Source organism: Bradyrhizobium sp. LM2.9 (assembly GCF_054056555.1).
In genome coordinates, this window is sequence record NZ_JBSRYJ010000002.1 from 5,928,641 (window position 1) to 5,954,902 (window position 26,262).

Annotated in this window: 14 protein-coding genes and 4 pseudogenes; 14 read left to right on the top strand and 4 right to left on the bottom strand. The window is 65.9% G+C overall.

The window, feature by feature from the left end; all coding sequences use genetic code 11:
- Nucleotides 1-203 precede the first annotated feature (203 nt).
- Nucleotides 204-1,205 carry a 2-hydroxyacid dehydrogenase gene (locus ACVWW3_RS30590; RefSeq protein WP_247352833.1) on the top strand — a complete coding sequence of 334 codons (1,002 nt, stop codon included), beginning with the start codon at nucleotides 204-206 and terminating at the stop codon, nucleotides 1,203-1,205.
- Between the two features lie 12 nt (nucleotides 1,206-1,217).
- On the opposite strand, the pseudogene ACVWW3_RS30595 reads toward ACVWW3_RS30590, so the two are convergent.
- Nucleotides 1,218-2,125 (bottom strand): annotated as a pseudogene (locus tag ACVWW3_RS30595) (LysR family transcriptional regulator).
- Between the two features lie 115 nt (nucleotides 2,126-2,240).
- Between ACVWW3_RS30595 and ACVWW3_RS30600 the strand changes: the two are divergent.
- A pseudogene (locus ACVWW3_RS30600) lies at nucleotides 2,241-3,250 on the top strand (aldo/keto reductase).
- A 9-nt stretch (nucleotides 3,251-3,259) separates the two neighbouring features.
- Here ACVWW3_RS30600 and ACVWW3_RS30605 read toward each other — a convergent pair.
- Nucleotides 3,260-4,063 (bottom strand): HesA/MoeB/ThiF family protein, encoded by an 804-nt coding sequence (locus tag ACVWW3_RS30605; protein WP_247444551.1) that lies wholly within the window; start codon nucleotides 4,061-4,063, stop codon nucleotides 3,260-3,262.
- 230 nt (nucleotides 4,064-4,293) lie between these two features.
- On the opposite strand from ACVWW3_RS30605, the gene ACVWW3_RS30610 reads away from it, so the two are divergent.
- Nucleotides 4,294-5,652, top strand: coding sequence for a peptidoglycan-binding protein (locus tag ACVWW3_RS30610; protein ID WP_456647698.1), 1,359 nt, complete (start codon nucleotides 4,294-4,296; stop codon nucleotides 5,650-5,652).
- A gap of 68 nt (nucleotides 5,653-5,720) precedes the next feature.
- On the opposite strand, the pseudogene ggt reads toward ACVWW3_RS30610, so the two are convergent.
- Nucleotides 5,721-7,401, bottom strand: a pseudogene (gene ggt / locus ACVWW3_RS30615) (gamma-glutamyltransferase).
- 237 nt (nucleotides 7,402-7,638) lie between these two features.
- Between ggt and ACVWW3_RS30620 the strand changes: the two are divergent.
- Nucleotides 7,639-8,382, top strand: a complete 744-nt coding sequence (locus tag ACVWW3_RS30620; protein ID WP_456647696.1) for a nucleotide-binding protein — start codon at nucleotides 7,639-7,641, stop codon at nucleotides 8,380-8,382.
- A gap of 211 nt (nucleotides 8,383-8,593) precedes the next feature.
- On the opposite strand, the gene mutM is transcribed toward ACVWW3_RS30620, so the two are convergent.
- On the bottom strand, nucleotides 8,594-9,475 hold the full coding sequence (gene mutM / locus ACVWW3_RS30625; protein ID WP_456647695.1) for a bifunctional DNA-formamidopyrimidine glycosylase/DNA-(apurinic or apyrimidinic site) lyase: 882 nt from the start codon (nucleotides 9,473-9,475) through the stop codon (nucleotides 8,594-8,596).
- Nucleotides 9,476-9,556: 81 nt separating this feature from the next.
- On the opposite strand from mutM, the gene ubiE reads away from it, so the two are divergent.
- From ubiE to addA, 10 genes and pseudogenes are all read left to right on the top strand, one after another.
- Nucleotides 9,557-10,318, top strand: a complete 762-nt coding sequence (gene ubiE, locus ACVWW3_RS30630) for a bifunctional demethylmenaquinone methyltransferase/2-methoxy-6-polyprenyl-1,4-benzoquinol methylase UbiE (RefSeq protein WP_456647694.1) — start codon at nucleotides 9,557-9,559, stop codon at nucleotides 10,316-10,318.
- Nucleotides 10,315-11,890: pseudogene (ubiB, locus tag ACVWW3_RS30635) on the top strand (2-polyprenylphenol 6-hydroxylase). Before ubiE ends, ubiB begins: the two are co-directional and overlap by 4 nt.
- Nucleotides 11,891-11,946: 56 nt before the next feature.
- Complete coding sequence (gene coaBC / locus ACVWW3_RS30640) at nucleotides 11,947-13,398, top strand: bifunctional phosphopantothenoylcysteine decarboxylase/phosphopantothenate--cysteine ligase CoaBC (protein ID WP_456647692.1); 1,452 nt, start codon at nucleotides 11,947-11,949, stop codon at nucleotides 13,396-13,398.
- Nucleotides 13,395-13,853, top strand: coding sequence for a dUTP diphosphatase (gene dut / locus ACVWW3_RS30645; protein ID WP_456647691.1), 459 nt, complete (start codon nucleotides 13,395-13,397; stop codon nucleotides 13,851-13,853). Before coaBC ends, dut begins: the two co-directional genes overlap by 4 nt.
- Nucleotides 13,854-14,044: 191 nt before the next feature.
- On the top strand, nucleotides 14,045-16,549 hold the full coding sequence (locus tag ACVWW3_RS30650; protein WP_354105951.1) for a sensor histidine kinase: 2,505 nt from the start codon (nucleotides 14,045-14,047) through the stop codon (nucleotides 16,547-16,549).
- Entirely contained in the window at nucleotides 16,546-18,078 is a 1,533-nt protein-coding gene (tsaE, locus tag ACVWW3_RS30655) for a tRNA (adenosine(37)-N6)-threonylcarbamoyltransferase complex ATPase subunit type 1 TsaE (protein ID WP_456647690.1), read from the top strand. Before ACVWW3_RS30650 ends, tsaE begins: the two co-directional genes overlap by 4 nt.
- 106 nt (nucleotides 18,079-18,184) lie before the next feature.
- Nucleotides 18,185-18,502: a PilZ domain-containing protein gene (locus ACVWW3_RS30660; RefSeq protein WP_247352808.1), complete on the top strand. Its 318-nt coding sequence runs from the start codon at nucleotides 18,185-18,187 to the stop codon at nucleotides 18,500-18,502.
- 124 nt (nucleotides 18,503-18,626) lie between these two features.
- On the top strand, nucleotides 18,627-19,349 hold the full coding sequence (locus ACVWW3_RS30665; RefSeq protein WP_456647689.1) for a nucleotidyltransferase family protein: 723 nt from the start codon (nucleotides 18,627-18,629) through the stop codon (nucleotides 19,347-19,349).
- Nucleotides 19,350-19,590: 241 nt separating this feature from the next.
- A complete protein-coding gene (gene addB, locus ACVWW3_RS30670; RefSeq protein ID WP_456647688.1) occupies nucleotides 19,591-22,737 on the top strand; it encodes a double-strand break repair protein AddB in 3,147 nt (1,048 codons plus the stop codon).
- Entirely contained in the window at nucleotides 22,731-26,237 is a 3,507-nt protein-coding gene (addA, locus tag ACVWW3_RS30675) for a double-strand break repair helicase AddA (protein WP_456672246.1), read from the top strand. Before addB ends, addA begins: the two co-directional genes overlap by 7 nt.
- The last annotated feature ends 25 nt before the right edge of the window (nucleotides 26,238-26,262 follow it).

Genomic DNA, 26,262 nt, shown 5'->3' on the forward strand with positions numbered 1-26,262 from the left:
GTCTTGGCCCGGCCTTCTGCTAGAGAGGACGGACGTCTGAACAACCAGTTTGCCCCGATTTTCCGGCCGGAAATGTCGGGAGAGCTTGAAGGAAACGCCGGGGACGACACGGCAAAGGCAGTGTCGAACAACCGGGTTAATGAGGCCTCAACGGCCGGCCTTTGGTGACAGAGGCGGCCCGCGACGCCTCATGAGGGCAGAACATGTCTGTGAAGAAAAAGCCCCTCGTGGTGGTGACGCGCAAGCTTCCGGACTCGATCGAGACCCGGATGCGCGAACTGTTCGACGCGCGGATCAATCTCGACGACGCCCCGATGTCGGCCGACCAGATCGCGGAAGCCGCGCGCACCGCCGACGTGCTGGTTCCGACCGTTACCGATCACATCTCTGCCGACATCGTCAATCAGCCCGACTGCAAGCTGAAACTGATCGCGAATTTCGGCAACGGCGTCGACAACATCGACGTCGAGGCCGCGCACGCCCGCGGCATCACCGTCACCAACACACCAAAAGTCCTGACCGAAGACACCGCCGACATGACCATGGCGCTGATCCTCGCCGTGCCGCGGCGGATGATCGAAGGCGCCTCGATCCTGACGGAAGGAAAACCCTGGCCCGGCTGGTCGCCGACCTGGATGCTCGGTCATCGCATCGGGGGAAAGCGCCTCGGCATCATCGGCATGGGCCGCATCGGCCAGGCGGTCGCGCGCCGCGCCCGCGCCTTCGGCTTGCAGATCCACTATCACAACCGCCGGCCCGTGGCGCCGAAGATCGCCGAAGAGCTGGGCGCGACCTATTGGGAAAGCCTCGACCAGATGCTGGCGCGGATGGACATCATCTCGGTGAACTGTCCGCACACGCCGGCGACCTACCATCTGCTCTCGGCGCGCCGGCTGAAGCTGATCCGCAAGGACGCCTACATCGTCAACACCGCGCGCGGCGGGGTCACCGACGAGGACACGCTGATCAAGCTGATCGAAGGCGGCGAGATCGGCGGCGCGGGCCTCGACGTCTACGAGCACGAGCCCGCGGTCAACCCGAAGCTGGTGCGGCTCGCCAAGGCCGGCAAGGTGACGCTGCTGCCGCATATGGGTTCGGCCACCATCGAAGGCCGCGTCGAGATGGGCGAGAAGGTGATCATCAACATCCGCACCTTCCTCGACGCCCACAAGCCGCCGGATCGCGTGCTGCCAAGCATGCTCTGAGGGTTCAGTGTCTCAGCGCGTTTCGCGCTTGCGCCAGTCTGCTGTGAAATCGATGAAGGCGCGCGCAGCGCCGGCGGCGTTTGGCGCCGGCTTGGATAATAGAGAAACGGTCCGGGAAACGGTTCGCACCAATCCTGGAGCAGGCTGACCAGCGCGCCGGATTTCACGGCGTCATGGACGTAGCCATCGAGCGTCGCCCACACACCTACGCCGTCGAGCGTAGCGCGCATCGCGAGGCCCATATTGGTCGAGATCAGCTTGGCCGGCGGATCTACCTTCACCAACTGACCGGCCTTCTCGAACTCCAGATCATGCATGACGCCGCTCGAGTAGCGGGCGCGGATGCAATCATGATCGAGCAGGTCCTTCGGATGCCCGGGCATGCCGCGGCGCGCGACGTAATCGGGCGATGCGACGACGACATAGCTCTGCGGGCCGCTCAGCGGGATCGCCACCATGTCCTGCGCGAGATGCTCGCCGTAGCGCACGCCGGCGTCGAAGCCGGCGCTGACGATGTCGACGAACCCGCTTTCGGAAACGACGTCGAGATCGACCTGCGGATACGCCCCCAGGAACGGCCCGACCATCGGCGCCAGCACGAGGTCGACCGCCGGGGGCGGTGCGTTGATGCGCAGGCGGCCCGAGGCCACCTCGCGCAGGCCCCGCACCTGATCGAGGGCGTCGCCGACATCGCGCAAGGCGGGCGCCACGCGCGATAGCAGCAGCTCGCCCGCCTCGGTCAGGGCGACGCTGCGGGTGGTGCGGTTCATCAGGCGGACGCCGAGGCGCTCCTCCAGGTCCCGAAGCCGCTGGCTAAGGCTCGATACCGACACGCGAATTTCGACCGCCGCGCGCCGGAAATTGCGGGTGCGGGCGACCGCTACGAAGACGTCGAGATCACGCAGGTCGGGCTCGGCCATTGTTCGCCAGAATGAACAAGCTATTCTCGATTGTCCAGCTTATCGGCGCAATCGATCAAGCGCATATCAGGCCTCGTCACCCGGCGCGGTCAGCGCCTTTTCGAGGAGAGCCGTCATGGAACAGCGCAAACTCGGTTCAACCCAGGCCCCACCGTCTCCGCCCTCGGTCTCGGCTGCATGGGCATGTCCGAGGTCTACGGCCCGGCCGATCGCGGAGAGAGCATCGCCACGATCCACGCGGCGCTCGATGCCGGCATCACGCTGCTGGATACCGGCGACTTCTACGCCATGGGCCACAATGAAATGCTGGTCCGCGAGGCGCTGAAAGACGTTCCACGCGAGAAAGTGCAGATCAGCGTCAAGTTCGGCGCATTGCGCGGCCCCGCGGGCGAATTCGCTGGGATCGACTCGCGGCCGGCCGCAACGAAGAACTTCCTTGCCTATTCGCTGCAGCGGCTCGGCACCGACTACATCGACGTCTACCGTCCGGCGCGGCTCGATCCCAACATCCCGATCGAGGAGACCATCGGCGGCATCGCCGAGCTCGTGAAGGCCGGCTACATCAAACATATCGGCCTGTCCGAGGTTGGCTCCGACACCATCCGCCGTGCACATGCCGTGCACCCGATCGCCGATCTCCAGATCGAATATTCGCTGATCGAACGCGGCATCGAGCGCGACATCCTGACGACCTGCCGCGAGCTCGGCATCGGAATCACCGCCTACGGCGTGCTGGCGCGCGGCCTGATTAGCGGCCATTGGTCGAAGGATTCCGGCAAGACCGGCAAGGACTACCGGCTGATGAGCCCGCGCTTCCAGGGCGCGAACCTCGATGCCAATCTCGCGCTGGCCGAGCAGCTGCGCGCCATCGCCGGCGAGATCGGTGCGACGCCGGCGCAGGTCGCGATCGCCTGGGTGGCGGCGCAAGGCAAGCAGATCGTGCCGCTGGTCGGCGCCCGCACCCGCAACCGTCTCAGCGAAGCACTCGGCGCGGCCAAGGTCACGCTGACGCCGGGTCATCTCGCGGTGCTGGCAAAGGCCTTTCCGCCCGATGTCGCCGCCGGTACGCGTTACGCGGCCGAGCAGATGGCGCACCTCGACAGCGAGAAGCCGGCCACGATTTAACGGCTGCGATCAGGTGCGATGGGTGCTGAGGTCAGTGATCACAGGCCCATCGCCATTGAGCGGATTGGCCGGATCGCGCCCATAGCGCAACGTCTCGAAGCGCATCGCGCGCGCATCGATCATCAGGAGGCGGCCGACCAGGCCGTCGCCAAAGCCGACGATCTCGCGGATCGCCTCCAGCGCCATCATCGATCCCATCACGCCCGCAAGCGCGCCCATCACGCCGGCTTCGGCGCAGGCCGGCACCGTACCCGGCGGGGGCGCCTCCGGAAACAGACAGCGATAGGTCGGGTTGAACTCGCCGTCGTCGTTTTTCTCATGCGCGCGGATGGTGGTGAGCGAGCCGTCGAAGGTCCCGAGCGCGGCGGTGATCAGCGGTCTCTTCGCGAAGAAGCAGGCGTCCGAGGCCAGATAGCGCGTCGAGAAATTATCGGAGCCGTCGAGCACGAGGTCGTAGTCGCCGATCAGGCCGAGCGCGTTGTCCGCGTTGAGCCAGGTGGCGTGGCCGACGAAGCGGACGTGCGGATTGAGCGCGGTGATTCGCTCGGCCGCGCTCTCGACCTTGTGCCGGCCGATATCGGGCGTGGTGTGAATGACCTGGCGCTGGAGGTTGGAGAGCGACACCACATCGTCGTCGACCACGCCGAGCGTGCCGATCCCTGCCGCAGCCAGATACATCAGGGCCGGTGCACCGAGCCCGCCGGCGCCGATCACCAGCACGGAGGCCCGCTTCAGCGCAGCCTGGCCGGGACCGCCGACATCGCGCAGCACGATATGGCGGGCATAACGTTCGAGTTCGTCCGGGCTCAGCATCGTCGTCCTTCGTTCTCTCAACCCTCATGGTGAGGAGCGCGGAACGCGCGTCTCGAACCATGAAGGCCCCGCTGCGGCTGCATGGCCTTTATCCTTCGAGACGCCGCTTACGCGGCCCCTCAGGATGAGGAGCTAGACCTCTCCTGCCGGTCTGAACCGCCGCAACATTGTTCGCGACCAACGAGATGTGCTTCAATGGCATTGCGTTCAATGGGCTGGCTGGATTTGTCATGAGATCGATGCTTGCGGCAACACTGATGTTTGCGGCTGCGACAGGCGCGAACGCCCAGATGACGACGCCGCAGATCCCCGGCACCAGGCCGAAGCCGGTCCAGACCATTCCGATCCGCCCGCCCGCGCTGCAGACGCCGTCGGAGACGGCGGATGCCATGGCGCAGGCGGAGCGGCTGTCGCTGCAGTCCGACCTCGCCTGGGTCGGCCAGTACAACGGCGCCATCACCGGCGACATCAGCGCGCGCATGGTCGATGCCATCAAGGAATACCAGAAGCTCAAGGGCAGCAAGCCGACCGGCGCGCTCAATCCGCAGGAGCGCGCGGCGCTCGCCGAAGCCGCGCGCCGGAAGCAGGACAACGTCGGCTGGAAGATCGTGACCGAGATGACCAGCGGCGCGCGGCTCGGCATTCCCTCGAAACTGGTGCCGCAGCAGGCGACCGACGCCAACGGCTCGAAATGGACCTCGCCGACCGGCACGGTGCAGGTGCTGCTCGGCCGCCGCAAGGAGGCGAACCCGACCACAGCCAAGCTTGCCGAAGCGGAGAAGAAGGAGCCGGGTCGCAAGGTCGACTACACCGTGGTGAAGCCCGACTTCTTCGTGCTGTCTGGTTTGCAGGGCCTGAAGAAATTCTATTTGCGCGGCACCTCCAGGGGCGACGAGGTCCGCATCATGACGATCCTCTACGATCAGGCGACCGAGAACACGGTCGAGCCGGTCGTGATCGCGATGTCGAGCGCGTTCAATGCATTCCCGTCGGGACCACAGGCCGGGCCGCCGCCGCGCAAGACCGTCGAATATGGCACCGGCATCGTCGTCAGCACCGATGGCGCGATCATTACCGACCGCCTCGTCACTGATAGCTGCCTCGCGATCACGATCGCGGGCTATGGCGGCGCCGACCGTCTCGCTGAGGACAAGGAACACGATCTCGCGCTGCTGCACATCTATGGCACGCGCGGCCTGAAGCCGTTCAGCCTCTCCGCCGGCGCGGCGAAGACGAGTGTCGATATCATCGGTATCGCTGATCCACAGAGCCAGGGCGGAGCGGCCGGTGCGTCGAGCCTCAAGGCCGCGTTGGCATCTGTCGGTGGCGGCGATTCCGCGCTCTCACCGCCGCCGGCGGTTGGATTTTCCGGCAGCGTCGCCATCGACGGCGACGGCAAGTTCGCCGGCATCGCGCTGTTGAAATCTGCGATAGTTGCGGGCCCCGCGACATCGGTGCCGGCGTCGCAGGCGGTGATGATCTCCGCGGAAACGGTGCGCGATTTTCTGAAGGCGAACGGCGTTACTGGGAATGGCACGTCGACGGATGCGAAGGCCGCGGTCGTGCGCGTGATATGCGTGCGGAAGTAAGCGAGCGCTGCGCTCCCGCTCCCGCAAGCGGGAGAGGTGACCGAGCCCTCGGCCAGCGCGCCATCAAATCAGCTCAGCCTGAATCTGATCCCGCTCTTCGCGAGACCACCCGAGATCCCCCACCGGCGTGCCGTCCGCGCGCCAGCAGGCGGCGCCGGTCATGGTGCCGTCGTCGTGGAAGGCGATGCCATTCATGCCGCCGGCCACCGTCGCAACTGGCTGGACCTTGTGGCCGAGGCTTTCAAGCTTCGCGCGCACGGCTTCCGGCACCTTCTGCTCGACCTCGAGCGCATTGCCCTCGGTCCAGACGCGGGGCGCCTCGACCGCCTCCTGCAGGCTCATGCCGTGGTCGATCAGATTGACCAGCGCCTGCATCGCGCTCGGAAAGATGCGTTTTCCCCCGGGCAGACCCAACGCGTAACGCAACTTGCCCTCGCGCAGCGCCATCATCGGCGACATCGAGGTCGTCACCCGCTTACCCGGCGCCAGCGACAGGGCGTGGCCTGGCCGCGGATCGAACAGATTCATGTAGTTGTTGGCGATGGCGCCGAGGCCCGGGATCATGATCTTGGCACCGAACAGATTGTTGATGGTCTGCGTGGTCGCAACCACGTTGCCGAAGGCATCCGCCGCGGTCATGTGCGTGGTGTGAGCGCCTTCAAGCTGCGACACGCCGGCGCCCCAGGTCTGCGCCCGCGCCGGATCGATCGCACCGCGGCGCTCCTCGGCGTACGCCTTCGAGGTCAACTTCTCCACGGGCACCCCAACATAATCAGGATCGCCGCTGGCCGCGGCGCGATCGGCGAAGGCGATCTTCAGGACTTCCGCGAGATAGTGGATCGTCTCCGGCGTGCCGAAGCCAAGGCTGCCGATGTCGTAACCTTCCAGAATGTTCAGCATCTGCGCGATATGCACGCCGGAGGCCGCGGGCGGCGGCGGGCCAAAGATGGTCCAGCCGCGATAATCGGCGCGGATCGGCTGCCGCTCGACGGTCTTGTAGCTGGTGAGATCGTTGCGCCGGATGAAGCCGCCGGCCTTTTCCATGTAGTCGATCAGGATGTCGCCGAGCGGCCCCTCGTAGAGCGCGGTCTCGCCGTGATCGGCGATGTAGCGGAGCGTCTCGGCATATTCTGATTGCACCACGCGCTCACCGACCTTCAACGGCTCTCCACCAGGCAGGTAAATCGCCGCGATCGGCTTGTCCTTGCGTATCTCGGCTGCGCTCTCGCTGACGCATTCATGCAGATAGGGCGTCGCCGCATAGCCGCGCGCGGCGTGCTTGATCGCGGGCTGCATGACGTCGGCAAGACTCATCGTGCCGAACCGGCGCAGCGTCTCGCACCAGGCTTTCAGCGAGCCCGGCGTAGCGACCGCCTTTGGGCCGTTGAGGTTTTCATTACCGACGGTGTCGAACACGTCATGCGCCGAGCCCGGCATGGAGGTGTAGCTGGTGTCGCGCACCGCCGCCGGCACGGTGCTCTGGCCGTCGATGAAGCGGTGGCTGCCGTCGGCCAGCCGGATGTGCGCCATGCCACCGCCGATGATGCCGACCATCATCGGCTCGACCACGGTCAGCGTGAACAGGGTCGCGATTGCGGCGTCGATGGCGTTGCCGCCCGCGGCCAGCATCTCCGCGCCGGCGCTGGAGGCCAGTGGATGGTTGCTGACCACCATGCCGCGGCTCGATACCGCAGGCATCTTCTCGCACTCAAAATTCGTCGCCGTCCGGTCGCGCCAGTTTCCGCTCATGCCGCTTGTCCTTTTATTCATGGCGGCAAGCACAGCACACGTACCACTACTGGTCCAGTAATCGTACGGATTCGCTGGCATTCCCGATTCCGCCATCATCGTTACTGCTGATTCGGACCTCCGCGATCCCCTTTGGATCGGGCCGGCACGTCCTGAGCGAGAAGAGCTCAGCATCGAGATCGATGCACGTTCGCGTGGCGTTTCCCTGACCCAAGCACTCCAAAGGATTGATCTTCAATGCACACGATCGTACTGGCCACCCAAAAGGGTGGCAGCGGCAAGAGCACGCTCGCCATTGGCCTCGCGCTCGCAGCCAAGCAGGCCGGCTTCACCGTCCGCCTGATCGAGACCGACCCGCAGGGCACTTTGTCCAACTGGCAGCGCCGCCGCACTGCCGATGATCTCGTCGTCGAGCCGATCTATCACGCCGCCGACATCGAGCCGCGTCTGAAGATGCTGGCCGACAGCGGCCTCCAGCTCGCAATCGTCGACACCGCGGCCGGCCTCAGCGCCGCGACTACCGCCGCGATCCGCCATTCCGACCTCTGCCTGATCCCGGCCCGCCCGAGCGTCGCCGATATCGAGGCGACCGCCTCGACGCTGAGCGTCGCGCGCGCCTGGAAACGGCCTTACAGTTTCGTGCTGAACCAGACCCCGATCCGCGGGCAGCGCATCGACAACGCGGCCAACACGCTCGCCGAGGAAGCCGCCCTCGATCTCACCGAGGTGCTCGCACGCCCGCTGATCGTGATGCGCAATGATCATCAGGACTCGCTCGCCAGCGGCCTTGCGGTCAGCGAATTCGCGCCGAACGGCAAATCATCAGACGAGATCCGCGGCCTCTGGGATTGGATCGAGACCCGGCTCGAGCTCGCCGCCACGACCAATGTTCTGATCGACCAGTTCATCTCGACCGCGGACGGCATGCTGCACCCGGCTTCAGAGCTTGCGGCCGACGAATCCACGGCACTGACGTCCTGAGCGGGGCGATTGCTCAGACGCCAGCCGGCCCTTCGCCATCCGGAAGGCCCCAGCGACGAAGCAATCCGGCCACCAACCCGGCCGGATTGCTTCGCTTCGCGCTTTTGAAAGGACTCCATCAACCGTCATTGCGAGCGCCGCGAAGCAATCCAGAGTCCCTCCGCGGAAAGATTCTGGATTGCTTCGTCGCAAGGGCTCCTCGCAATGACGCTCACTTCTGACATTTCGGACACCAGAAGGTCGAGCGGCCGTTCTGCGTAAAACGCTTCACCGTGCCGCCGCAGCGCGGCGTCCTGCATTTCTCGTCTTCGCGATCGTAGACCTTGAACGAATGCTGGAAATAGCCGAGCTCGCCCGAGGTCTGGCGATGGTCGCGCAGTGACGATCCGCCGGCCTTGATGGCGTCGTTCAGCACGGTGTGGATCGCGCCTACCAATCTCTTTGCATGGTCGGTCGGCTCGTCCTTTTTGGTGGCGAGCGTTGCAGCAATCCGGCGTGGCGACAGATGCGAGCGATGCAGGGCTTCGCAGACATAAATGTTGCCGAGCCCCGCGACTACGCGCTGGTCGAGCAGCGCCACCTTCAAGTTGGTCTTTTTCCCCGCGCAGGACTGCGCCAGCATCGCCGCGTCGAATTCGTTGCCGAGCGGCTCAGGACCGAGCCCACGGAGCAGCGGCTCCTCGTCCAGCGCGCTGCGCGCGATCACTTTCATGTAACCGAAGCGGCGCGGGTCGTTGAAGATGATGTCGGCACCCGAGGACATCCGAAACAGCACGTGGTCGTGCGTGGAGTCCTTGGCCCGCGGATAGTGAAACTCGCCGGGCGCAGCCTCGTTGTCCCGCTTGATGACGCGAAACGAGCCCGACATGCCCAGATGCATCAGCAGCACGTCGCCGGAGGCGAGATCGGCCATGAGATATTTTGCACGGCGCCCGAGCCCGGTGACGACCTGCCCCTTCAGCCGGGCCACGAAATCCGGCTGGAACGGAAAGCGCAGATCGGGCCTGCGGGCCTCCGCAACGAGGATTTTTGCACCTTCCATGACGGGCTGAAGGCCGCGGCGGACGGTCTCGACTTCGGGCAATTCAGGCATGGTCAGGCATTCACCTTATCAGGGCGCTGTGATAGCGCCATTGCGGCGGGCGCGCTATGGTCCGCCTCGTGGAGTAGAGTAATGGATCGGCCGGGCGAAACCACGCATTTTGGCTTCAGGGACGTTCCCCTGGGGGACAAGCAGACGCTGGTGAACGATGTGTTTCACAGCGTGGCGTCGCGCTATGATTTGATGAACGATTTGATGTCCGGTGGCCTGCACCGGGTCTGGAAGGACATCATGATCAACGCGCTCAACCCGCCCAAGGGCGATCGGCCGTTCGCGCTGCTCGACGTTGCCGGCGGCACCGGCGACATCTCGTTCCGCGCCGCCAAGGCCGCAGGCCCCGGCTTCCATGCCACCGTCTGCGACATCAGTACCGGGATGCTGGAGGTAGGCCGCGAGCGCGCCGCGAAACGGCATCTCGAGACCCAGGTCGATTTCGTCGAAGGCAATGCCGAGGCGCTCGCCTTCGCCGACCGCAGCTTCCACGCATATACGATCGCTTTCGGCATTCGCAACGTGCCGCGGATCGATCTCGCGCTGGCCGAAGCCTATCGCGTGCTCAAGCCAGGCAGCCGCTTCCTCTGCCTGGAATTCTCCACCGTCGAGATGCCCGGGCTCGATCGCCTTTACGACCTGTTCTCGTTCAAGGTGATCCCGCCGCTCGGCCGCATGATCACGGGTGACGCCGAGTCCTACCAATATCTGGTCGAGTCGATCCGCAAGTTTCCGAAACCCAACGCCTTCGCCGACATGATCCGCGACGCCGGCTTCGCCCGCGTGAATTGGCAGACATTGTCCGGCGGCATCGTCGCGCTGCATTCGGGCTGGCGTTTGTGATTTCTGCCGTCACCCACATTGCGCGCCTGATCCGCGCCGCGTTCGTCTTTGCGCGCGAGGGCGTGTTCGGCTCAGTCGATCCGAGCCTGGTGCCACCGCCCGGGCAGCTCGCGCTGAAAGTTGCACGCCTCATCGAGCGGCGCGGCCCGAAGCACGGCCCGCGGCTGACCCGCGCGCTAACCCGGATGGGCCCGGCCTATCTCAAGCTCGGACAATTTTTGGCAACACGCCCCGACGTCGTCGGCGTCGTCATGGCGCTCGACCTCGAAAGCCTGCAGGATCGCCTGCCGCCGTTCTCGCAAGCCGAAGCGGAAGCTGCGATCGCAACCTCGCTGGAGCGGCCGCTGACGGATGTGTTCGCGAGCCTCAGTCCGCCGGTCGCGGCCGCCTCGATCGCGCAGGTTCATCGCGGCGAAGTTTTGCGCGACGGCGTCCGCAAGGCCGTCGCAGTGAAGGTGCTGCGACCCAACGTGGCCGCCCGCTTCCGCCGCGATCTCTCCGACTTCTTCTTCGTCGCGCACAAGGCCGAAGCCTATTCGTCCGAGGCGCGGCGCCTGCGCCTGATTGAGGTCATCAACACCATGTCGCGCTCGGTCGCGATGGAGATGGATCTGCGGCTCGAGGCTGCCGCGCTGTCGGAAATGGCGGAGAACACGCGCGACGATCCTGATTTCCGTGTGCCGACCGTTGACTGGGACCGCACCACGCACAACGTGCTGACGATGGAGTGGATCGACGGCATTGCGTTGAACGACCACAAACGCCTCAAAGAAGCGCAGGTCGACCTGCCCGATCTCGGCCGCAAGGTGATCCAGAGTTTCCTGCGCCACGCGTTGCGCGACGGCTTCTTCCACGCCGACATGCATCCGGGCAATCTGTTCCTGGATGACGCCGGCCGTCTCGTCGCGGTCGATTTCGGCATCATGGGCCGGCTCGGCATGAAGGAGCGGCGCTTCCTCGCCGAAATCCTGCTCGGCTTCATCACCCGCGACTATCGCCGCGTCGCCGAGGTGCATTTCGAAGCGGGCTACGTGCCCGCGCATCACTCGGTCGAGAATTTTGCGCAAGCGATCCGCGCCATTGGCGAGCCGATTCACAATCGCACCGCCGAAGAGATCTCGATGGCGCGGCTGCTGACGCTGCTGCTCGAAGTCACCGGCATGTTCGACATGAAGACGCGGCCCGAGCTGATCTTGCTTCAGAAGACCATGGTGGTGGTCGAGGGTGTGGCGCGCGGCTTCAATCCCAAGCTCGACATCTGGAAAGTCGCCGACCCCGTGGTGCGCGAATGGATCGAGCGCAATCTCGGGCCGATCGGCCGGGTCCAGGGCGCACTTTCCGGCACCGGCGATCTCGCCCGCATCCTGGTGCGTCTGCCTGACATCGCCGCGCGCTCGGTCGCGGTGCTCGAACAGTTGGAGACCATGACGCGGGAAGGCATCCGGCTGTCCGCCGGAGAGCATCGCGGCGATGGGCCGCAGCGAGGGCCGCAAGAACCGCTGGCGCACCGTGGCGCTCTGGATCATCGCGGCGACCTTCATCGGCATCCTGATCGCCGTCCGGAATCTATGATTGCAGTGCAATCATACGACTGATAGCATCGCTATCATTTTCCGCCGGAGAGTGCCATGGCAAGCCTGACCATCCGCAAGCTCGACGAGAACGTCAAAACCTTCCTCCGCCTGCGCTCGGCCAGGAACCGCAGGTCGGTCGAGGAAGAGGTCCGGGTCATCCTCGGGGAGCTGATCGAGGGGCGCGAGGAGCCGCTGACGCCGTTCACGGCGCCGCCCGCGGCCTCCGCCACCCCCATCCCCCAGCGCCCCGGTGCCCTTCCCGAGGCCGGCGTTACCCTGATCATCGGCGGCGGGATCGCGGCCTACAAATCGCTCGACCTGATCCGAAGGCTCAAGGAGCGGCGGATCGAGGTGCGCTGCGTGCTGACCAAGGCGGCGCAGCAATTCGTCACGCCGCTGGCCGTGAGTGCGCTCTCGCATGAGCGCGTCTACACCGACCTGTTCGATCCCCAGAGCGAGTTCGACGCCGGTCATATCCGCCTCGCGCGCGAGTGCGACCTGATCGTGGTGGCGCCCGCCACCGCCGATTTGATGGCCAAGATGGCGAACGGCCACGCCGACGACCTCGCCAGCGCCATCCTGCTCGCGACCAACCGCAAGGTGCTGCTGGCACCGGCGATGAATCCGCTGATGTGGAATAACGCGGCGACGCGGCGCAATGTCGCGCAGCTCCAGCGCGACGGCGTGGTGCTGATCGGGCCGAATTCCGGCGAGATGGCCGAAGCCGGCGAGGCCGGGATCGGCCGCATGTCCGAGGCAATTGAGATCGCGACCGCCGCCGAGCGCCTGCTGCGGCCGCCGGTGCCGCGACCGCTCGCCGGCAAGCGCGTGCTGATCACGGCAGGTCCGACTCACGAGCCGATCGACCCGGTGCGCTACATCGCCAACCGCTCCTCCGGCAAGCAGGGCTTTGCCATCGCCGCCGCCGCACAGGCCGCAGGCGCCGAGGTGATTTTGGTGAGCGGACCGGTCGATCTCGGCGATCCCCGGGGCGTGACGGTCAAGCACGTGGAATCGGCGCGGCAGATGCTGGAGCAGGTGCAGGCCGCGCTTCCCGCCGACATTGCGATCTTCGCCGCGGCAGTCGCCGACTGGCGGGTCGCCAATGAAGGCGGGCAGAAGCTGAAGAAGAGTTCGGCCGGCATGCCGCCGCTCCAGCTGGTCGAGAACCCCGACATCCTCGCGACAATCTCCAAGCTGACCGACAAGCGTCCGCCACTGGTGATCGGCTTTGCTGCCGAGACCGAGCACCTCATCGACAACGCCAAGTCGAAGCTTGCCCGCAAGGGCTGCGACTGGATCGTCGCCAACGACGTCTCCCCCGCCACCGGCGTGATGGGCGGAGACCGCAACACCGTTCACCTCATCAGCCGCAAGAACGATGAGAAGGATGGCGAGATTGCAGTTGATTCCTGGCCGGCGATGACCAAGGAACAGGTCGCCATCGAACTGGTCGCGCATGTCGCAAAGAGCGTGACCGGCAAATCCCGGGAGCCGGCATCTTGAGCACGAAAGTCACGGTCGAACTGCAACGCCTGCCCCATGCGGAGAGCCTGCCGCTGCCGGCCTATCAGACCAACGATGCCGCCGGTCTCGACCTGATGGCAGCGCTGTCGGACAGCGAGCCGATGACGCTCGCGGCCGGCCAATACGCGCTGGTGCCGACGGGCCTCGCGATCGCACTGCCGGCCGGGTACGAGGCGCAGGTGCGGCCGCGCTCGGGGCTTGCAGCCAAGCACGGCGTCACCGTGCTGAACTCGCCGGGCACGATCGACGCGGACTATCGCGGCGAGATCAAGGTGATCCTGATCAATCACGGCCAGGCCGCCTTCGTGATCAAGCGCGGCGAGCGCATCGCGCAGATGGTGATCGCGCCAATGGTGCAGGCCGCGCTGGTTCCCGTGGCCGAATTGTCGTCCACCGACCGCGGTGCCGGCGGCTTCGGCTCGACCGGCCGCTAACGCGCGGCGCATCCAGCCGAATTATCCCGAAGATTTACGTGGCTGGAACAGCGCGGCCGGCATTTTTGTGGGGCCGGCTTTGCGTTCACGATCTGGACTCTTACCGGTGGAGTCACGGTGAGGGTATTGTCGTTTGATTCGCGCGCGACGGGGGTCGCCGCGTGCAAATTCGTGCGGTTCTTGGGGCAACTATGTCAGGCGTGATCGTGTCGATGCGTCGGACGCTGCTGTCGTGCACATCGCTGGTGCGCAACGGCGTCTTGGGAAGCGCTCTCGCGGCGCTGCTGCCGGCTGCGCCGGCTGAGGCCGCCGATCTCGTCGACACACTCTCAACATTGCTGGATTTCAACCGGCAGGAACTCGCGGTGCTGGCCACTGCGCTGGCTTTGCTAGGCTTCTCGGTGGTCGCCGCGATTCTCCTGATGCGCACGCGTGTGCGCACGGCGAGGAACGAGGCGCGGCTGCGCGCCCGAATCGGGGAACTCCAGCTCCAGGCCGACCGCTTCGGCGCGCTGTTGTTCGCCGAGCCGCAAATTTTGATCTCCTGGCCGGCCGGCGACAATCGCGCCCAGATTTCCGGCGACATCTCCATGGTGTTGCCGCGCGACTCCTCCCCGCAGCGCCTGCTCGCATTTGGAACCTGGTTGCCGCCGGAGCCGGCGCTCCAGATGGATCACGCGGTCGACGCGCTGCGGGACCGTGGCGACGGGTTCCAGCTGACGCTGACCACCGCGCATGGCCACACGCTCGAGGCCATCGGCCGCGCCATCGGCGGCCAGGCCATCGTCAGGATTCGCGAACTATCAGGGCTGCGCCGCGATCTGGCCGAGACCAATTTGCGCTACAAGGCGCTGTCGGACGAAACCGAGATGCTGCGCGGCTTCGCCGCCGCCGCACCCTGGCCGATCTGGGCCAAGAGTGAGAACGGCGCGCTGACCTACGCCAACCCCGCCTATGTCCGTGCGACCGAAGCGGCCACCATCGCCGACGCCCAGGCGCGCAAGCTCGAACTGCTCGACAGCGCCGACCGCACGGCGATGGAGCGGGGACTGAAGGAGGCGGCCAATTTCACCTCGCGGCTGCCGATCGTGATCAGCGGCGAGCGGCGCATCTATGACGTCCGCGCCGTCAATGTCGGCCGGGGCAATGTCGGCGTTGCCATCGATGCCAGCGAGGCGGATGCGCTGAGCTCGGCGCTGGTGCGGATGGCGGAGGCGCATCGCCGCACGCTCGACCAACTTTCCTCCGGCGTTGCCGTGTTCGACGGCCAGCGCCGGCTCGCTTTCTACAACGATTCCTACCGCCGGCTGTGGGACCTCGACCGCACCTTCCTCGACGCCAACCCCGATGATTCCAGCGTGCTCGACCAACTCCGCGCCGGGCGCAAGCTGCCGGAGCAGCCGGACTTCCGCGCCTGGAAGGTCAAGCTGCACGAGGCCTATCGCGCGGTCGAGACCGCCAAGGACACCTGGTACCTGCCCGACGGCCGCGCGCTCTCCGTCGTCACCACGCCCAATCCGGAAGGCGGCGTCACCTATCTGTTCGACGACGTCACCGAGAGCCTCGAGCTCGCCCGCCGCTTCGACGGCATGATCCGCGTCCAGCGCGAGACGCTGGACAGCCTCGCCGAGGGCGTCGCGGTGTTCGGCAGCAACGGCAGGGCGCAGCTGTTCAACCCGGCCTTCGTCCGGATGTGGAAGCTGTCGAGCGACGCCATGCGCGACGAGCCGCACATCCAGACCGTCGAAGGCTGGTGCCATCAGCTGTTCGACGACGCCATCGTCTGGCGGCAGATCCGCGAGGCCGTCACCTCGATCGAGAGCCGCGCCGACGTTCCACTGAAGCTGGAGCGCAAGGACGGCAGCGTGCTCGACGGCATGATCCGGCCGCTGCACGACGGCGCGACCATGCTGACGTTCCAGGACATCACCGACACCGAGAATGTCGAGCGCGCGCTGCGCGAGCGCAACGAGGCGCTGGAGGCCGCCGACCAGATGAAGGTGGATTTCGTCCACCACGTCTCCTACGAGCTGCGCTCGCCGCTTACCACCATCATCGGCTTCGCGCATTTCCTCAGCGATCCCTCGACCGGGCCGCTGACGCCGAAGCAGGCCGAATATCTCGACTACGTCACCAAATCGACCAATGCCCTGCTGGCGCTGACCAACAACATCCTGGATCTCGCCACCATCGACGCCGGCGCCATGAAGCTGGAACTCGGCCCGGTCGACGTCAGCAAGACCATCGAGCTCGCCGCCGAGGGTATTCAGGACCGGCTCGCCACCGACCGCATCCGTCTCAAGGTCGAGATCGCGCCCGACGTCGGCAGCTTCACCGGCGACGAGAAGCGCGTGGTGCAGGTGCTCTATAACCTCCTCGCCAACGCCGTCGGGTTTTCTCCACAGGATTCCGCCGTCGGCATCAGCGCCCGCCGCACCGAACGCAGCGTGGTCTTCACTGTGACAGATTCCGGGCCTGGAATACCTGCCGACATGAAGGACAAGGTGTTCAACTGGTTTGAAAGCCGATCGCAGGGCTCGCGTCACCGCGGCGCCGGGCTTGGCCTGTCGCTGGTGCGCTCCTTCGTCGAGCTGCACGGCGGCAAGATCCGGGTAGATTCGATCGTGGGCAGAGGCACGGTCGTAATCTGCGACTTCCCGACCGAGCAGGCGGCGCATCGCGACGCTGCCGAATGACTGAACCAACCACATTCTCCGTCGCGCTTCACAACGAGACGGCGACTGCGCACCTGATGGCCGACCTCGCGCTGCTGGTCGGCTCCGGCGACGTCATCACGCTCACCGGCGATCTCGGTGCCGGCAAGACCGCGGCGGCGCGGGCCATGATCCGCTATCTCGCCGGCGACGAGGCGCTGGACGTGCCGAGCCCGACCTTCACGCTGGTGCAGGGCTACGAGCTGCCGCCATTCCCGGTGATGCATGCCGACCTCTACCGCGTCGAGGACGAGAGCGAGCTCGAAGAGATCGGGCTGTCGCCGCTGCCGGAAGCGACCCTCGTCCTGATCGAATGGCCGGAGCGCGCCCCGTCGGCGATGCCTCAAGACCGCATCGACATCGCGCTGACGCACCGGCCGGCGCTGGGCTCGAGCGCACGCGCCGCCGACATTACCGGCTATGGTAAGGCCGCCGCCACCGTCGCGCGACTGAAGGCGCTACGCGAATTCCTCGATGCATCCGGCTACATGGATGCGACGCGCAAGCGCATGCCGGGCGACGCCTCGACGCGCTCCTATGCACGGCTGCTGCGCGACGACGCGATCGTCATCCTCATGAACTCACCGCAGCGCCCGGATGGCGCTACGATCTACAACGGAAAATCCTACAGCGCCGCGGTGCACCTCGCCGAAAATATAAAACCCTTCGTTGCCATCGGCGAAGGTCTGCGCGCACATGGCATCTCGGCACCTGCGATCCATCATTCGGACCTCGACCAGGGATTCCTGATCAGCGAAGACTTTGGCAGCGAAGGCGTGATCGAGGGCGATCCGCCGCGCCCGATCGCCGAGCGCTACGAAGCCGCGGCCGATTTGCTGGCCGTGCTGCACGGCGAGACGCTGCCGGAAAAATTGCCGCTCGATGGACAGACCTACGCCATTCCTGTCTTCGATACCGAGGCGCTGCTGATTGAAATCGGGTTGATGCCGGAATGGTACCTGCCCGATCGCAACGCACCGCTGGACGACGCGAAGCGCACCGAATTTTTCGCGATCTGGCGCGAGTTGCTGAAGAAGCCGCTGGCGGCGCCGAAGACGTGGATCATCCGCGACTATCACTCGCCGAACCTGATCTGGCTCGGGAATCGCACCGGCATCGAACGCGTCGGCGTGATCGATTTCCAGGACACCGTGCTGGGGCCGCAATCCTACGACGTGGTGTCGCTGCTCCAGGACGCCCGCATCGACGTGCCCGAGACGATCGAGCTGACGCTGCTGTCGCGCTACATCAAGGCGCGCCGCGCGAACGACGCAAACTTCGACGCGGCCGGCTTCGCCGAGCTCTACGCCATCATGTCGGCGCAGCGGAACACGCGTCTGCTCGGCACCTTCGCCCGCCTCAACCGCCGCGACGGCAAGCCGCATTATCTGCGTCACCAACCGCGGATCTGGACCTATCTCCAGCGCTCCCTGGCGCATCCCGCGCTCGCCCATCTGCGCGACTGGTATTTCGCCAACGTCCCACCGCCCCAACGGCCGGTCCAAGGCTGACAAGGCCGACAAGGCCGATTAGGGGCCCGATTTACCGGCTGTTAGCCAAGATACCGGTAATCTGGCGGTGGGGCAGCCGGATAGTTGCGGGGCCGGAGCAGGGCAGATGGCGGTGAAGACGGACCAGCGCGGCAACAGCCGGGTTGTTTTCGAGCGCGGGATCGCGGCCCAGATGATGGGTATCGACGGCACCTGGCGGCGCGACTGCAGCATGGAGGACGTCTCCGAGAGCGGCGCCAAGCTGACCATCGACGGCTCGGTCGAAGGCCTGCATCTGAAGGAGTTTTTTCTGCTGCTGTCGTCTACCGGACTTGCGTACCGGCGCTGTGAGCTCGCCTGGGTCAATGGCGACCAGATCGGCGTCAATTTTCTCAAGCTTGGCGACAAGAAGAAAAAGGCGCGTTCCACATCCGTCCGGGCGTAACGGCAACACTCGTCGTACAAGCGTCACGGCAGGTGGTTAAGGCGATTAAGACGCGGTGCGGTCGGTCAAGCCTCGTGTTAGGATTGCTGCGAACGCGAAATCAATAGGTCTGAGAAAGCGAAGGATGTCCGTCAAGCCGACCAAAGCCATGGTGCTCGCCGCAGGGTTCGGCCTGCGCATGCGTCCGTTGACGGATAAGATGCCGAAGCCGCTGGTGCCGGTGGCCGGCCAGCCGCTGCTCGACCACGTGCTCGACAAGCTCGGCCAGGCCGGCGTGAGCGAGGCGGTGGTCAACGTGCACTATCTGCCGGACCAGATCATCAATCACACCGCATCCCGCCAGCATCCGCGCGTGACCATCTCGGACGAGCGCGACCAGGTGCTCGGCACCGGCGGCGGCGTGGTCAGGGCGTTGCCGTTGCTCGGCGATGCGCCGTTCTTCCATGTCAATTCCGATACGCTGTGGATCGACGGCGTGCGCTCCAATCTGGCGCGGCTTGCCGAAAACTTCGATCCCGCGCGAATGGACACCCTGCTGCTGATGGCACCGACGGCGACCAGCATTGGCTATAGCGGCCGCGGCGATTACGGCATGCTGGCCGACGGCGCCCTGCGCAAGCGCAAGGAAAAGGAGGTCGTTCCGTTCGTCTATGCCGGCGCGGCGATCTTGTCGCCCTCGATCTTCGCCGATGCTCCGACGGGCGAGTTCTCGCTGACCAAAATGTTTGACCGCGCCAACGAGCAGGAGCGGCTGTTCGGCCTCCGCCTCGACGGCGTCTGGATGCATGTCGGCACGCCCGACGCCGTGCATGCCGCGGAAGAGGCGTTTCTGGAGAGCGTGGCGTAGGGTCTCTCTTGTCCCGGACGCGGTGCGGCGCGAAGTGTCGCTCCGCAGAGCCGGGACCCACAGCCACAGCCGTGATGACGTAGCCTGGGCCCCGGCTCAGCGGCGCATCACTGCGTGCTGCGCCGCGTCCGGGGCACGCGAGCGGCGAAGCCGTCAAACAGCGGGGAAGACCTCGTCTGCACCCATGACCATTTGAGTCCATCTCCCTATATTGGCGCCTGATTCCCGAATCAGGCAGCTCATGCGCGTTTTCAGCGTTCCAGTCTCAGTTCCCTTCCTGCGCACCATAGTCTCAAGCCTGCTCGACGGCCGGCTGGTCGACGGCTTTGAGGCGCGCAAGGAACCTGCACGGCTGGCGGACGCCACGTTGTACCTGCCGACAAGGCGCGCCATGCGAATCGTCCGCGAGATCTTCCTCGACGAGATGAAGGCCGACGCTGTCGTGCTGCCGCGCATCGTCGCGCTTGGCGACATCGATGAGGATGAACTCGCTTTCGCCGATGAAGGCGAACAGTTTTCCGGCGCAACGCCGCTCGACATTCCGCCGCGGCTCGGCGAGCTCGAACGGCGACTGACACTGGCGCAGCTCGTTGCGGCCTGGGCCAAGGGCCCGGTGCTGTCTCCGCTGGTCGTCGGCGGCCCCGCTTCGACGCTGGCGCTGGCCTCTGATCTCGCGCGGCTGATCGACGACATGGTCACGCGCGGCGTCGACTGGAGCGCGCTCGATGGCCTCGTGCCTGACCTGCTCGACCGGTACTGGCAGCACTCGCTCGAATTTTTGCGCATCGCGCGCATCGCCTGGCCCGGTCATCTCGCCGAAATCAAACGCATCGAGCCCGCTGCCCGCCGCGACCTCCTGATCGATGCCGAAGCCAAGCGGCTGACCGCGCATCACCATGGCCCCGTGATCGCGGCCGGTTCGACCGGCTCGATGCCGGCCACAGCAAGATTTCTCCACGCCGTCGCCTCGCTGCCGCATGGCGCCGTGGTGCTGCCCGGCCTCGACACCGATCTCGACGACGATGCCTGGCGCAGCATCGGCGGCGTACGCGACTCGCTCGGCAAGTTCGCGGAGCATCCGGTCTCGAACCATCCGCAATATGCCATGCACGCGCTGCTGGATCGCTTTGACATCAAGCGCAGCGACGTCGATATCCTCCAGCCTCCGGCGGAAGGCGGCCGCGATCTGCTCGCCTCCGAATCGATGCGGCCATCGGCCAGGACCGAGATTTGGCACGACCGCCTGAAGCAGCCGGATGTGGCCGCGAAGATCACCGGTGCCATGAACAATCTCGCAGTGGTCGAAGCCCCCAATCCCGAGATGGAAGCCCTCGCCATCGCGATTGCGATGCGTGAGGCGCGGCATCTCGACAAATCCGCCGCGCTTGTCACGCCCGACCGCGCACTGGCGCGACGGGTGATGGCCGCGCTGACCCGGTGGGATCTCGCATTCGATGATTCCGGCGGCGACGTCTTGATGGAGACGTCCGCCGGCGTCTTTGCGCGGCTCACAGCGGAGGCTGCGACCAAGGGATTGGAGCCGCCGACGCTGTTGGCGATGCTGAAGCATCCGCTGTGCCGGCTCGGCCGTGCACCCGGCGCGTGGAGGGCGGCGATCGAGGGCCTGGAGCTTGCGGTCTTGCGCGGCACGCGCCCGCCTGCAGGCACCGCCGGCCTGCTGCGTGAATTCAATCGCTTCCGCGAGGAGCTGGCAAAGCTGTGGCGCAGCGAGGTCTCCGCGCTGCATAAGGCCGAGCCGCGCGCGCGTCTCAAAGCGGAAGACCTCGATCGCATCCAGGCGCTGATCGATGCCCTGAGGATAGCATTGGCGCCAATCGAGATCCTGGCGCCATCGAAGTCGTTTGACTTTGCCGAACTCGCGCATCGGCATCGCGAGATCATGATCGAGCTGTCGCGCGACGAGCAGGGCATTTCCCTGGCCTTCGAGGAGCGCGAAGGCCTCGCGCTCGCGAGCGCCTTCGACGATCTCCTGCGCGGCGGCACGACCAGCGGACTGATGGTGACGCTGCACGACTACGCAGACGTCTTCCAGACCGCATTTGGCGATCGCGCGGTGCGGCGGCGAGACAAGCCCGGCGCGCGGCTCCAGATCTACGGCCCGCTTGAATCGCGCCTGATGCAGGCCGACCGAATCATCGTCGGCGGGCTGATCGAGGGCGTCTGGCCGCCGGCGCCGCGCATCGATCCCTGGCTCAGCCGACCGATGCGGCACCAGCTCGGCCTCGATCTGCCTGAGCGCCGTATCGGCCTCTCCGCCCATGATTTTGCGCAACTGCTCGGCGGCGACGAGGTCATCCTCACCCACTCCGCAAAGGCCGGCGGCGCGCCCGCGGTGGCTTCGCGCTTCCTGCATCGGTTAGAGGCGGTCGCGGGCGACGCGCACTGGAAGACAGCAATTCGCGCGGGCGAGAAATATGTGCAATTCGCAACCGCGCTGGACCAGCCCGACGAGGTCACGCCGATCAAACAGCCCGAGCCGCGACCGCCGCGCGCGACCCGGCCGCTCAGGATGTCTGTGACTGCGATCGAGGACTGGCTGCGCGATCCCTATACCATTTACGCAAAACACATTCTGCGACTGGACGCGCTCGATCCCGTCGACATGCCGCTGTCCGCCGCCGACCGCGGCTCGGCGATCCACGATGCGCTCGGCGAATTCACGGAAAGCTACGCGACACGCCTGCCTGACGATCCCGCGCGCGTGCTGCGCGCGATCGGTGAAAAGTACTTTGCACCGCTGATGGAACGTCCCGAGGCGCGCGCGCTGTGGTGGCCGCGTTTCCAGCGCATCGCGCGCTGGTTCGGCGAATGGGAGACGGCGCGTCGCGATGTGATCGAGGCCATCACAGCGGAGACCCGTGGCGAGATTTCGATTCCGCTCGACAGTACGCGCAGCTTCAGGCTGTCCGCGCGCGCCGACCGCATCGAGCGGCGCCAGGGCGGAGGCTATGCCATCCTCGATTACAAGACCGGCCAGCCGCCGACCGGCAAGCAGGTCCGGATGGGCCTGTCGCCGCAGCTCACGCTGGAAGCCGCGATCCTGCGCGAGGGCGGTTTTCCCGATATCGATGCCGGCGCATCCGTGAGCCAGCTCGTCTATGTGCGCCTGAGCGGCAACAATCCGCCGGGCGAAGAACGCATCCTCGAGCTCAAATATAAGCAAGGCGACGAGCCGCAGCCGCCTGATACGGCTGCCGCCGAGGCACGGGCCAAGCTTGAGGCGCTGATCCGCGCCTTCGAGGACGAGAGCCAGCCCTACACCTCGCTGAACCTGCCGATGTGGACCAACCGCTACGGCACTTATGACGACCTTGCCCGGATCAAGGAATGGTCCGCGGCCGGCGGATTGGGGATCGAGGAATGGTGAAGTTGCCGCGTCCCATTCCCGATGAGGTGCGCGCGCGGCAGGCACGCGCGTCCGATCCGACTGCGTCGGCGTTCGTGTCGGCCAATGCCGGCTCTGGCAAGACGCATGTGCTGGTGCAGCGGGTGATCCGCCTGCTGCTCTCTGGCGTGCCACCGGAAAAGATCCTCTGCATCACCTTCACCAAGGCGGCTGCCGCCAACATGGCCGAGCGCGTGTTCACCACGCTCGGGCATTGGGTGACGCTCGACGACACGGCACTCGACGCGGCGATCAAGGCGGTCGGCATCCCGCATCCCAATTCAAAGTTGCGCCGCGAAGCGCGAAAACTGTTCGCCTGTGCGCTGGAGACGCCCGGCGGACTGAAGGTGCAGACCATCCACGCGCTGTGTACCCGCCTGCTCCAGCAGTTTCCGTTCGAGGCCAACGTGCCCGCGCGCTTCGCGGTGATCGACGATCGCGACCAGACCGACATGATGGAGCGCGCCAATCTGAAGGTACTGCTGGAGGCCGCGCGCGATCCTGACAGCGTCACCGGCCGCGCGCTGCTGACTGCGATGGCGAGCGCCGCCGATGTCACCTTCAAGGAGGTCGTGCGCGAGGCTTGTCTGAGCCGCGACCATTTCATGGCCTGGACCGACGAGGCCGGCAACGCTGAGCTGGCAGCCGCGCAGATGGCAGCGGCGCTGGGCGTGGACGCCAGCGATCGCATCGAGGACGTCGAAACGGAGATTCTCGACGGTCCGTTCCTGCCGCGATCGCGCTGGGATGACATCGCTTTTGCACTGGAGGACGGCAGCAAATCCGACAACGACCAGTCCGGTCGGCTCCGCGAAGCAAAAGTCTTTTCCGGCGGCGCACAGGTCGATGCCTATCTCGGCGTCTTCCTCACCGACGAAAAACTGCCGCGCAAGGCGGTGCTGACCAAGAAGTTTTGCGATCACAACCCGTCCGTCGCCCGCCTGTTCGAGAGCGAGGCGCAGCGCCTCAGCGGATTGGTCGAGAAGCGCCGCGCGGTGACCATGCGCGACCGCACCGCGGCCCTGCTGCATATCGCGACTGCTGCCGCCGCAAACTATCGGCGCGAGAAGCAGGAGCGCGGGCTGCTCGACTACGACGACCTTATCGACAAGACACTGGCGATGCTCAACCGCGTTTCTTCGGGTTGGGTGCATTACAAGCTCGACCGCGGCGTCGATCACGTGCTGATCGACGAAGCCCAGGACACCAGCCCGCGGCAATGGGAGATCGTCGCGCACATCATCTCGGAATTCACGGCCGGAGAAGGCGCGCGCGAGGGGCTGAACCGCACCGTCTTCGCTGTCGGCGACGAGAAGCAATCGATCTTCTCGTTCCAGGGCGCGGAACCGCGAGAATTCGATCGGCGCCGATATGATCTCAGAAGAAAGTTTGAGGCTGCTAACCTTAAATTCGATCCGGTCTCGTTCAACTACTCCTTCCGATCGGGCGCGGCTATTTTGCATTCGGTCGATCAGGTTTTTCGCGAGGAGACTATCTATCGCAGCATTCACGCGGAGAAGGCCTATCCCGTGCACAATGCGCTCGCCGATGCCGGCCCGAGTGTAATCGAACTCTGGGATCTCGCGATTGCCGACGAACGGCAGGAGATCGAGGGCTGGCGCGCGCCGTTCGACGGCGTCGCCGCCACCAGCCCCGAGGTCAAGCTTGCGCGTCGCATCCAGACCGAGATCAAGCGGCTGGTCGAGAGCGGCACGCTGACGGGACACGAAGGCGAGCGGCGGCCCCTGCGCTATGGCGACATGCTGATCCTGGTGCGGCGGCGCGGCAATGCGTTCGACGCCGTGATCCAGGCCCTGAAGCATGCCAACGTTCCTGTCGCGGGCGCCGATCGACTGAAGCTCACCGAGCACATCGGAATCATCGATCTGATGAACCTCGCCGATGCGCTGCTGCTGCCGCAGGACGATCTCGCGCTCGCGGTGGCGCTGAAGAGCCCGCTGTTCGGCCTCGATGACGACGATCTGTTTCAGCTTGCCTGGGATCGCAAGGGATCGCTGCGACGCGCGCTCGGTGAGCATGCGTCCACAAGCGACAAATTCTCGACGGTGCTGCGGCGACTGGAAGCCTGCGAGGTCCGGTCGCGCGAAGAGACGCCGTTCGCCTTCTATGCCTGGCTGCTCGGCGGCGACGGCGGACGCGCGCGCATCCTGCGCCGGCTCGGTCACGAGGCCAACGACGCGCTCGACGAATTTCTGGAGCTGGCGCTGAACTACGAGCGCAAGGCGCCGGCCTCGCTGCAGGGTTTCATGGCCTGGCTGCGCTCGGCCGACACTGAGGTGAAGCGCGACATGGAGATCTCGCGCGACGAGGTACGGGTGATGACCGTGCACGGCGCCAAGGGACTGGAAGCTTCCGTCGTGTTCATGGTCGACACCACATCGTCGCCTGCGGACTCGCAGCGGGTCCGATTGATCCACATGCCGCGCGGCAATGGCGGCGAGGTCGTGGTGTGGGCCGGCCGCAAGGCGGACGATCCCAAGCCCGTCGCCGACGCACGCAAGGCGATGATCGAGGAGACCGAGGACGAATACCGCCGCCTGCTCTACGTCGCGATGACGCGCGCTGCCGACCGGCTGATCGTCGGCGGCTGCTTGCCCGGCAACATGAAGACGGTTCGCAAGCTGAGCTGGTACGACCTGGTCGACACCGGGCTCGCCGGCTCGAGCCTGGACAAGCAGACAATCGAGACGCCGCTCGGCAAGGTGACACGGTTCGCGCGGCCCGGGGATGCCGAGGCACTGGGCGCGCCGGCGACGTCCGTGGACCAGACGACCGCGCTCCCGGACTGGCTGCGGACGCCGGCGCCGCGCGAGACCGTCGATGACGATCCGGTTCGCCCCTCCGGCCAGTCCGCCGAGGAAGGCCGCGCGGTGCGGTCAAGTGAATCGGTGCAGTCCCGCGCGCTCGCGCTGCAACGCGGCACGCTGGTGCACCGGCTGCTGCAATCACTCCCCGACATCGCCAGCGATCGCCGGCGCGAGGCCGCGCTCGGCTTCATGGCGCGCAATGCCTCGGACTGGGCGGAGGCTGACCGCGCCGCGCTGGCCGACAAGGTGCTCGCCCTCATCACTGAACCGCGCTTCGCGCCGGTCTTTGCCGCGGGCAGCCGGGCGGAGGTCGCCATCGTCGGCAGGCTGGAGCGGCTAGGCCGCACCCCGGCGCTGGTGTCGGGGCAGATCGACCGGCTGGTCGTTCGTCCGGATGAGGTTTTGATCGTCGATTTCAAGACCAACCAGGCGGCGCCCATCAGCGCCGCTGAGGCGCCCGCGACCTATGTCCGGCAGCTTGCGCTGTATCGGGCGGTGCTATCGCGGCTTTATCCCCAAAAGCCTGTTCGAGCCGTCCTGCTCTGGACCGAGGCCCTTGAATATATGGAGATTTCAGCCCCCGCGCTGGACGCGGCGCTGGCATCCCTTCATCTCCGTGTGAGCGTCCTTGACCCGGCAAGGAGCCGTTCATAGGTTGACGCCATGATCTCGGGTGCGA